The sequence below is a fragment of the Streptomyces sp. RP5T genome (assembly GCF_003933965.1).
Lineage (GTDB): Bacteria > Actinomycetota > Actinomycetes > Streptomycetales > Streptomycetaceae > Streptomyces.
Window position 1 is genome coordinate 1 of record NZ_RSAJ01000293.1, and the last position, 10,307, is coordinate 10,307.

At 69.5% G+C, this 10,307-nt stretch carries 8 protein-coding genes and 1 pseudogene; 5 read left to right on the top strand and 4 right to left on the bottom strand.

The features are described 5' to 3' along the window. Positions 1-591: DUF3592 domain-containing protein (locus EHS43_RS26570; RefSeq protein WP_260470725.1), on the top strand; the 591-nt coding region annotated here is incomplete at its 5' end. 392 nt (positions 592-983) lie between these two features. Here the strand turns inward: EHS43_RS26570 and EHS43_RS26575 are convergent. Next, complete coding sequence (locus EHS43_RS26575) at positions 984-1,589, bottom strand: lytic polysaccharide monooxygenase (RefSeq protein ID WP_125193283.1); 606 nt, start codon at positions 1,587-1,589, stop codon at positions 984-986. Positions 1,590-2,514: 925 nt separating this feature from the next. Between EHS43_RS26575 and EHS43_RS26585 the strand changes: the two genes are divergently transcribed. The 3 genes from EHS43_RS26585 (at position 2,515) to EHS43_RS26595 (ending at position 6,992) form a co-directional block, all read left to right on the top strand. After that, positions 2,515-2,829, top strand: a complete 315-nt coding sequence (locus EHS43_RS26585) for a trypco2 family protein (RefSeq protein ID WP_260470726.1) — start codon at positions 2,515-2,517, stop codon at positions 2,827-2,829. Further along, on the top strand, positions 2,826-6,539 hold the full coding sequence (locus EHS43_RS26590) for a serine protease (protein WP_125193278.1): 3,714 nt from the start codon (positions 2,826-2,828) through the stop codon (positions 6,537-6,539). Before EHS43_RS26585 ends, EHS43_RS26590 begins: the two co-directional genes overlap by 4 nt. A gap of 264 nt (positions 6,540-6,803) precedes the next feature. Then, a complete protein-coding gene (locus EHS43_RS26595) occupies positions 6,804-6,992 on the top strand; it encodes a hypothetical protein (RefSeq protein ID WP_125193279.1) in 189 nt (62 codons plus the stop codon). 260 nt (positions 6,993-7,252) lie between these two features. Here the strand turns inward: EHS43_RS26595 and EHS43_RS26600 are convergent, their stop codons facing one another. Together EHS43_RS26600 and EHS43_RS26605 are read right to left on the bottom strand one after the other, a co-directional pair. Then, the gene (locus tag EHS43_RS26600) at positions 7,253-7,771 is read right to left on the bottom strand and encodes a hypothetical protein (RefSeq protein ID WP_125193280.1); all 519 of its coding nucleotides are present in this window, start codon (positions 7,769-7,771) and stop codon (positions 7,253-7,255) included. 154 nt (positions 7,772-7,925) lie between these two features. Beyond that, positions 7,926-8,213 (bottom strand): hypothetical protein, encoded by a 288-nt coding sequence (locus EHS43_RS26605; protein WP_125193281.1) that lies wholly within the window; start codon positions 8,211-8,213, stop codon positions 7,926-7,928. 723 nt (positions 8,214-8,936) lie between these two features. Here EHS43_RS26605 and EHS43_RS26610 point away from each other — a divergent pair. Then, entirely contained in the window at positions 8,937-9,707 is a 771-nt protein-coding gene (locus EHS43_RS26610) for a YwqG family protein (RefSeq protein ID WP_260470727.1), read from the top strand. 91 nt (positions 9,708-9,798) lie between these two features. Here the strand turns inward: EHS43_RS26610 and EHS43_RS46655 are convergent. After that, positions 9,799-10,307: pseudogene (locus tag EHS43_RS46655) on the bottom strand (1,3-beta-glucanase); the annotation flags it as partial.

Here is a 10,307-nt window from a genome sequence, read left to right on the forward strand (position 1 = left end):
CCCGAAGAACCGCCCCGCATCCTGCTGTGGCGCTGGCGGCGCAACCCCCTGCGCCGTCGCACCGACCTCGCGCACGCGTGGATCAGCCTCGGCCTGCTCCTGACCGTACTCGCCACCCTCCCCGCCGCCGTGCTCTGGGCCGGTAACACCGCCCACCGTCATCACACGGCAACCGCCCAGAAGCAGAAGGCCAGTTGGCATCACACCTCCGCCGTCCTGGTCCATGACGCCCCTCGCCATCCGGAGCCCGGATCCCACGAAGCGAAGAGGACCCTGTACCCGGCCACCGTGCGCTTCACCGACGCACAAGGACAGACCCGCACGGCGAAGACCGACGTCGAACCCGCTCTGACCGCCGGCAGCACCGTCCGCGTCTGGGTGAACACCGAAGGCCAGATCACCGACCCGCCCCTGACCACGGAACAAATCCGCCACCGGGCCATCGGCTGGGCCATCCTCGCCGCCATGGCCGTCCCCCTCCTCGGCGCCGCCGCGTACGGCTACGCACACCGCAGGCTGGAACGGCACAACCTCGCCCGCTGGGACACGGCCTGGGAAGAGACCGCCGTGCGCTGGACGACCTCGCCCTGACCGGACCTGTCAATCCGACACACGCGGAGCCCGACTCGTCACGGCCCGCGGTATGAGGCGAGTGAGCAACTCCCAATCGTGGTCGGTGAGTTCACGGCGACGCATCTCGGCCAGATGATCGGAGGGCCACCAAGAGATGCTTCCAGACCTTCATGGACCAACAGAGATCCTCCGGTCGAAGTGTCGAAGTTCCCGGCGTCCCCGGCATCCCCGGCGTCCCCGGCAGTTGCGCCCGATCATCCAACCTCCCGGCAGGGTCACGACGGGAGCGCAGGAAGCCCCGTCGGAGCAGGGTGGCCAACTGGGGCTCCCTGCCCGACGGGGGTCGGTCTGACGGGCGGCGGGTTACCGGCGCCCGTCAGCGGCCGATGCCGTGTGCGGCGCTTCGCGGCTCAGCCGAAGTTCACGTCGCTGCACCACATGTAGGCCTGGTCGAGGTGCGAGGCCTGCCAGATCACGAACAGGATGTGGTGTCCGGTGTAGCCGGAGGTCTGGACGGGGAACGTGATGTTCTGCGCCGGGGCGAAGCGCCCGGTCTGCGTGATGAAGTCGAGGTTGCCCCAACCAAGTGTCTGGGTCTTGGGGTTGAAGCCCTGCTTGCTCACGTAGACCTTGAAGTAGTCGGCACCGTGGGACGCCTGGTCGTACAGCTGGACCGAGAAGTTGTTGCCGATGGTGGTGGTCTTCCACGGTCCGGGCTTGTCCAGGCTGGCGTTCCTCGAGAGGTTGTTGCTGCAGAGTGTCCCGTCGGGGGTCCGCGCCTGGAACTGGCCCCCGAGGCCGTCGCGCAGCGCGCTCATCCAGTTCCACATGGTGTCGGCGTTGGCCTGGAAGGCCTGCCAGCACATGGGGTCCTGGGTCTGCATGGCCGGGTTCATGTGGTCGCTGCCCCATGTCTTCCAGCACTGGTACGCGCGGGTGGCGGGGCTGACGATGGTGCCGTGAGCCTGGGCGGGGGTCGACCAGGCGAGGGCGCCGACGACCACGGCGAACAGCATGACGAGCACCTGGAGGGGCCGGCGGAGGGACGCCCGGGAACGCCCGGTTAACGGTATCTCTGTGCGCATGTGGGGGGACTCCTTCCCGTTGCAAAGCTGGTATGGGAGCGCTCCCAAAGTTGCAACTTCTGAGTGAGATGTCAATGAAGCAGACGGAGTTGCTTTCAGAGGTGGTCGACGAGCGGGGAATCTGCCGTGAGCAGCGAGTCGGAATGGTTCGCGGCTCGACCGTCCCGAAACGCCAGAGCACAGAGTGCCGGCACACAGGACGTGGCCCATCTCGTGCGTGATCACGTCGACGAGCGTGCCGTCCGCTTCCATCTGGGCGAGATCGGCGGAGTCCAACCGCATCACGCCCTTCGCCGGCAGGAACGCACCGAACTGCGCTGATTCGTCACGGAAGTCGGTGGGACCGGCCATCCCCAGGACCCGGCCGGGGCCGTCGATGGTGACACCTTCGGCCTCGATGAGCAGGTCGTCGATGACGTCACCGTTGACGAGCGCGGTGTCCAGATCCCCGATGATGACCTTCGCCCAGCGGTCGGCCGCCGCGGCGAAGGCGTCCTGCTGAGCGGTCGTCAGTCCGCCGAGGAAGCGGAACTCGATGGTGAACGGTGGCGTCGTGCGGGCGAGCTCCCTGGCCCGCTCGAAACTGGCGACCGCCCTGTACGTCTGGAAGGTGTTGGTGGCGACCTTGCTCATCACGGTTCTCCCCCATGTCGGTCCGGACGAAGAGTCACTCCTCTTCCCACACCGGGCCGACAGGGTGAAAGGGTGCGCGGCCCCTGCCTGACTCAGGTGATCGAGTTGCCCGCCCCCGAGGGAAATCGGACAATTGAGGGTGTCGCCGCCCTCCGTCGCCGCCGACCGTCGCGGGCCCTTCCGCTCCTCCTGATCAGGAACTCCCCTGCGAAGGAACACGGCAATGGCAGACAGACAACAGGCCTTCACCACCGACGAGTTGGGTCTCGCAGACATGCTCGGCGGCCTGCGACGCGAACTGGAAGACGCCCAGCGGCGAGCCGCGGGGGAAAAGCTGCGCTTCGGCATCGCCGATGTCGAGGTGGAGGCCACGGTCCAGATCACCCGGAACGCCGCGGGCCGGGCGGGCATCCAGTTCTGGGTGGTCCAGGCCGGTGGCGACTACGCGCGCGGCAACGCCACCACGCACCGGATCAAGCTGAACCTCACGCTGCCGCCCACCACACTCATCTCCGACGAGGGAGACGGCGCCGAATGACCGGGCTCGACGCCGAACGGCTGGTCTCGCTCACCACGGACGGCAGACGAGGCTCGGGATATCTGCTGACACCGGAGCTCATCCTCACCGCGGGGCACTGCGTCGGGCCCGGGGGCTCCGCGGTCACCGCCCGCGCCTACACGCGCCACGAGGGAAGCTACGACCTCTCGCGGGAGCGGCACACCTTCCGGGTGGCGGTCCGTGGAGACGGGGAGCCCGACTACGCGCTCCTGGAATCCACCGCCGACGACCCGTTCCGGACGGCACGGGACGGCCCGGCGGGCGAGGTGCGCCTGGGCCGCCTCACCGGCGAGGGCGCTGTCGCCGCCCAGGCGCTGGGCTTTCCGAAGTCAGGCGTGGAGCAGGCCGGGACGAGGCAGTTGCTGAACCCGGAGGACGTACGGGGACGCGTCCTGCCGCTCACCGGGTCGAGGCGCGAAGTGCGCCGTCTGAACCTGCAGATCAGGACAGGAACATCACCGCTCGCCCGGGGCGCGTCCCTGTGGAGCGGCATGTCGGGTGCGGCCCTTTTCAGCGGGGATCACCTCATCGGCGTGATCACGGAGGACCGCGCCACGATCGAAGGACGGCTGATCGCGCTGCCCGTCAGCGCGGTCTTCGGCGACGACGGGCAGGCCGAGGCCAACGCCTGCCTGCTGGCCGCCCGCGGCGGCACAGCACCCGAGGAACGCGTCACGCTGGACCCCGTCTGGGCGGACGGCGAGATCCTGAAGCCCGCGTACAGCCCCCTGCCCCCGCGCGATCAGTGGTCCGAGGCGGACCTGCTGGAATCCCGCCACGGTGTCGTGCCCTTCCGTGGGCGCGCGCAGCAGCTCCGAGCACTGATCGACTGGTGCGAGCACGAGGACGACCGGGGCGGCGGACAACGCATACGGCTGCTCACCGGCGGCAGCACGGTCGGCAAGACCCGTCTCGCCCGCGAGCTGTGCCGCACGATGGCCGCCAAGGGGTGGGTCGCCGGTGTCGTCGACCCGCTGCACGTGGACTTCTCCGGAGTCTGCGCCCTGCCCGAGAAGCGGCTGCTCGTCATCGACGACGCCGACTCCCACGCCGGGCAGCTGCACGTCCTCCTCGCCGCGGCCACCGAGCGCGGAGGCCGCCATCCGCTGCGCGTCCTGGCCGTCGCCCACCACGGCGGTCCATGGTGGGACGCGGTCCGGCGGCGCTACGAGGCACTCGTCGACGCGGAGGATCCCGCCCCGCTTGCCCCGCTGCCCGAAGCCGACCGTGAGGACGTCTACCGGGCGGCCTACACCGCCTTCCGCGGCTGGTACGAGGAGAGCGACAGCAAGACCGACGCCGCGGTGCGGGCCGCTGCCGTACCGGAGGACGAGAGCGCGACCGAGATCACCGCGCCCTCCCAAACGGACGCCCCGGGCGCCCCGGGCCTGGAAGAGCCCGACTTCGGCAGCTATCTGCTCATCCTCATTCAGGCGCTGGTGGACGCCCGGACGCTCCTGCACAAGACACACTCGGCCAGCGCGGGTCCGCCCACGCGCTCACGCGCCAACGCCTTGCTGGACTACGCCCTCGACGTCGAACGCCAGAGGTGGCAGGCGTCCGCCGAGCGTCAGCGGCTGCCGCACGACCAGGTCCTGCTCGAACGGATCGTCGCCGTCTCGAGTCTGGCCGTGGCCGACGGCGAGACGGACGGGGAGCGGGAGACCGAGGCGGCGCGCCGACTGCGGCTCGTCCCCGACCTCGCCGACGAACCGGAGTGGCTGACGCGTGCCTTCGCCCGCTGGCAGCACGAGATGCTTGCCGGAGAGGGCTACCTGCGGTCGCTCCAGCCTCTGAGGCTCGCCGAGCGGCTCGGCGCGAAGGTCATCGCCGCGTTTCCCGACATCGCCCCGCGACTGCTCGACGTCGGCGGCGACGGCCCGGGGATCCCGCAGGCCGCGACGGACCAGGCGCGCCAGATACTCAATGTGCTGCACGTCCTTCAGCTCACCGCCGGCTCCGACGGCTGCCTGACCGACGGGACGGGTGAGCCGTCGGCCCAGCAGCGGGCCCGCGAGGCGCTGGACGCGGCGCTGCGCGATCATGCCCGCCCCCTCGTCAGGCTGGTCAAGCGGGTCGCGGCCGCCGATCAGGACCAGTTCGCGAGCGCCATCGGCACCTCGTTGGCCTGCGCGTTGAACTCCACGCTGCGCAAGGAGTCGGCGCAGGAGGTCGCCGCCCAGGTCCTCGGAGAACTCGACCTCGCCTGCCCGGACGTCCTGCTGGAGCTGGCCACGGCCGTCGCGGAACACGCGGTGCAGCACTACCGCCGGGGCGGCGGGGCGTCCGCCCAGGACAATCGGGAAGAGCTGGCCCGGGCCCTTCAGCGCTGGTCGCTGTACCTGGCCAGTTCGGGGCTGCGCATCCAGGCGCACGAGGTCGCCGGGCAGGCAGTGGACATGTACCACGCGCTGCATCAGCTCAGCCCGTCCGAGGAGCACGAGTTCGCCCTGGCGGAGGCTCTCAAGGACCTGGCCGACCGGCTCGTCGACGTGGGGCGGTTCGAGGACGCGGACCTGTGTGCCCGGGACTCCATACGGCGACTGGAACCGCTGTTCCAGCGCAACCCCAGCCGCGGGAACGCCTTCGGTCTGGTGAAGTCCCTGTGCACGCTGGCCACGGCCGCCCACCGCATCGGCCGCCAGCGCGAGGCCCTGCAGGCGGCGACCGAGGCGTGCGACCTGATGGAGCGGTTGCCGCAGGCCCAGGAGAGCGACGAGCACGGACCGGACGAGATCCAGGGCATGCGGGCGTTCGCACTGCGCGGTCTGGCCTGGCAGCTCGGTGCGAGCGGACGCGTCGACGATGCCGTGGCCAGGGCCTCGAAGAGCGTCGAGATCTACGAGGCGCTGCGCGAGAGGTGTCCGGGCCTGTGGAAACGGGACATCGCCGAGGCCCTGTCCATCCTGGGCGTCCAGCATGCCGCCCGGCAGGAGTGGGACGAGAGCGTCGACCGGCACACCGAAGCCCTGACCCGCCATTACGACGCCCTGGAGCGGGAGTACCGCGAGGCCGTACGGCCGCAGCACGCCCTGGCGTTGGGCCGGCTGGCGGAGGCGCACCTGGGCAGGGCGCGCGCCCGTCCGGAGAAGAGCCCGCAGGAGGACCTGCGCAAGGCGCTGGAACATGTCGAGCAGGCCTTGGAGCAGTACGAGGGGATGCGCAAGGAGGACCGGTGGGCCAATCGCGTCCACGAGGCCTGGACGAGCTGTCTGGAGGCGGAGATCCTGCTCGCGCTGGACGCGACGGGCGGGCCCCAGCGTGCCGTTCCCGCAGTCCGGCAGACCTGCGGACGGGCCGAGGCTGCCGCCCGCCGGGCACTGACGCTGTACGACGAATTGGACGTACGTGCCTGGCGACTCAGGTACAACAGAGCCCGGGCGCAGGCGGTGCTCGCCCAGTCGTACGGAGGCCGGGGCCGCCCCCGGGCCAAGGTGCTGCGCGCGCACGAGCAGGCGCGTTACGCGTTCGCCCGGCTCGACGCGGAGGAACCGGGGCGCGCCGAGGCGGAGTTGCACGCGATCGAGGACACGATCGAGCGCCTGCGGCAGGCCGGTCCGCCCGCCCAGGCGCGCGCGAAGAAGGCCGTGAACCCGCAGGGCAAACGGCGCAAGCGGCACCAGCCGAAGCCCCGTCTCCGCGGCCGACAAGGCTCGCAGGGTGCGGCCGGGCGCAGAAGACACCGCTGACCCGGCACCGGCCCGGTCCCTGAGGTGCGGGTGCGCGGCAGCTCTCATAGCACGGAATTCGGAGCGTTTTCAGGGTACTTGCGCGCCGACACCGCACGCAGACGGTGGGTCGGCCGGTCGCGTCGGCGGCGCTCACCGAACCCGGCTCACCGTCCGGGCAAGCGGTTGCCGCAGGCTTCGACGCACGGCTTCCTCGCTCCCTCGCGCCTTGGCCGTTGTCCACGTAGGAGCGCGCCGCATTCGTGCGGGACCCGCCCGCCCGAGGTGTACTCCACGGCCGGTACGGCCTGGATCGACGACGCGGTCGCCATCGGCTGCCCACTGGCCGACGACTGGGCGGACTGCCTGGCCGACCTCGCCGTCATCAACGCCCGCGGCCGGGCGCACAGCTTCGTGGAGTACCTCTCCCACACCGAGGCCGCCCGACCGATCGGCAGCCGCCTCACGCACTGAACCGACCTTCCGTACCGCAAGGCTCCCGCTGCGGGGACTTCCACCGGTCCCAGGTTCACTCCGGGCCCACCGCGACCGCTTCCCGTATCAGGCGGGACGGCGGGGGTTTGCTCTGGCCGGGCACCCCGCAGGCGGCCACGGTCAGGACGTACGACAGGGGGTGGCGCCGGACTCGTGGCGCGGGTCGGACGGACGGCGGTGTCGGTCCAGCAGGTCGTGCAGTTCCCGAGGTGGCCCAACCCAGCAGGGATGAGCGGTGATCACGGACTGGATTCCTGGACCGTGTGTGGTGAGTCAGGAGCCGCTGCCCCCGCACCGGGCTCGAGCAGCCGGCGGATGCGCTCGTGTTCGGCGGCCATCTCGGGCGTGGCAAGGAAGTCGTCGAGGTCAGCGGAGACCTGATGGTCGACATCCTCGACGGAGCGGATGGCGAGCTCGTAGAGCTCGCCGCGCCGCTGCTGCTCCAAGTAGCTCTGCCAATGATCCAGCGCACTGATGACAGTGAGTACTCCGGGGTCAAGATCGTCGTCGACCAGAATGCCGTCGTAAATCGTCGCGAGTTTGTCCTGCAACTCGGTGGCACTGATCGTCAGGACGTTCGCGCAAGCGTCACCGAGTGCGGTCCGGGCATCTTCGGTGAGTTCGTCCTCGGAGGCACCACGAAGCAGCTCCGGCCGCACCAGACGAGTGACCGTCTCCTCTCCGAACACGCGAGCCGCGTCCTCGGTCGCCCCGACGATCAACCGGAGTATGTCCGCCTGCAGTTCGCTGTAGTTCACGCCCCCAGACTAAGCGGACGGGACATGACGTTCTCCATCCGGTCAGCCCCAAGATCACCGAAACCCTGCGCCAGCTCAGGACAAGGCCACAATCCGTCGCCCGAGCCACCATCTTGGCTCTCGTGACGTCGTCTGCGCCACTGTCGGACCGGACTCAGCCGAGTCCGCGATGGGCGGCCCACAACGTCCCGGCGCGCCCCGCCGCCTCGACGACCAGAGCCGCCAGTTCCGGTTCGTCGGGGACCGGGAACGAGACATATGCGCCCCGGCCACCGCCGACCGGTCGGCCGTAGGCCTTCGCGGCGAGGTGGCCGTCCGGGAGAAGCCGGATGTTGAGTGTGGTCAGTTGGAACTCTTCACCACGTCGAGTGTCAGTCCAGCGGAGCGCCTGCGGGATCGTGACGTTGATCGCCAGAGCACTCACTTCCAGGTCGCTGCTCATGCACGGATGATCTCACGCACGTCGCCCGGGCGGCGGGCGAGGCAGGCAGCTTGATCACGGGGTTCTTGATCGGCCTTCAGGAGCGCGTGCCTGGGCCGCGCTGCCCTTCCCCGCCTCGGAACCGGCGGTCCAGGAACTCGATTATCCGCGTCTCCGAATGCAGCAACCGCTCACGTCGCTCCGCGGGAAGAGATACGAGGGCATCGACCAGCACCCGCTTCCGCGGAATGTGAACCATGTTTCCGGAGTAGATCCTGCAAGTTGAGCACCAGGCGAACCCGACGCAACGCTCGAACATGGAGGACTCGGGCGGATAGAAGCGGTACTGGTAGGAGCACACGAGCGTCCCGCATGCGGCACAGATGCGGCGTTCGCCGTCCAGGACGGACCAGCCGCTCCCGACCTTGCGCCAGTGCTGTCGCCCGGCCGGTGCTCTTCAAGTCGTCATGTCAGCATTCTGTCCTGCCGAGGCTGCACGGCACAGCCGTCGGGACCCCGTACGTCGCCGGGGCCGTGGAGTGCTGATGAGTCTTCCGGCCTCGTCGTCTCGGCGAGCAGGGCACGACCGGGTCGTGCAGTGGACGTAGGCTGCGGCGGCCGAGGCCGCGGCACAGATATCCCGCGATCAACGCAACCGTCGTAACCACGCTTCTTGGAGCGCGAGTTGGGTGTCAGCGGATGTCAGTGGGCCGTGGCACGATCGCAATCATGACTACTTCGACAGTGGAAGAGCTCGTTCTCAGAACAGCCGAGAAGCATGGTGTTCCCGGGCCGGTGGCGCAGGAGATGCTCGCCGGCGCCCGGCCGTGCCTTCACTTGGTGCCCTTCCCGTGCCTGACGCCTGCGCAGCAGGCAGAGGCGCGTCCGGCCGCGCGGACGGGAGGTCTCCCCTTGCTGCCGGACGGCGTCGACTGGCCCGGCGAACGCGACCCTTTGGTGCTGACCATCGACTGTGCCGCGCTTCCGCGTGAAGCCCTGGACATTGAACTGCCGCCCGACGGAAACCTGTTGTTCTTTACGGAGATCGAGTACGAGCCGGAGTCGTCGGTGGTGCTGCACGTTCCCGCCGGCGTGCCCACCAAGGAACGCTCGGCGGCGTACGAGTTGGACGGGGAGCCGGGGCAGGTTCGGGTCTACGAGCCGGGTGACCTGTATCCGGTGCCGGGACTAACCGTCTCACCCGACTGGCATGACGCCCCGGCGACCAGCGCGTTCCTGGAGAGTGGCCCGGACCGGGAGGACATCCTGAACGCCTTCGAGGAAGCCGTGCGGGACGCGGTAGCGGGCGGGGCCCGACACGGAATCGACGTCCGACTGGGCGGCTTCTCCAGCCCCTGGCAGTCGGCACCGGACGAAGGCGACCTCGTTCTCCTCGCGCAGATACACGGCCAGTCGATCGACTCCGAAGTCTTCACCCAGACCCTGATCGTCGGCACCCGCGAGGACATCGCCCGGCGCCGGTATGAACGCCTGGAGTTCGAGCAACAGGTCTGAACAGTCACCGTCTCGCACGCGCGAGGAGTTCCGCCCGGCGCCCCAGCCTGCCCGGCCAGAGCGCCGAACGGAACCCATGCGGATCACCTGTTCAGTTGTAGGGCAGCCGGACGCTGGACCCGGTGCCGGTGCCGGTGGCGACGGTGCTGGGGGCGTGCCCGAGGGCGTTCCAGATCTTGACCTGCACGGTTCCGTTCTTCAGGTCGCAGGAAGTGCCGGTCGCGAAGGCCAGCCCGGCCTTGTCCGTGTAGTGCTCCCAGCCGGGGACGGGGTCGGTGGCGAAGTACCGGTAGGTCTCGACTCGGTCCCATGTCCCATTACCGGTGCAGTCGTAGGACATCTGCAGCTGGACTCCGTTGCCGACTGTCTCCTGCGCGTCGACGGCCAGATCGAACTGGGTGGTCCCGCCCGCGTACTTCATGTTCAGCCCGGTGGTGGTGAAGGTCAGCGGCTTGTAGGGAGTGCCGTCGTGATTGACACTGTCGGCCGACGCCACGGTCACGCTGTCCGCGGTCCCGGGCGTACCGGGCAACGTCCCGTCGGTGCTCAGATAGAGCGTGGCCGACGTCCCCGGGTCCCCGGTCGGCGTGGGGGTGGGGG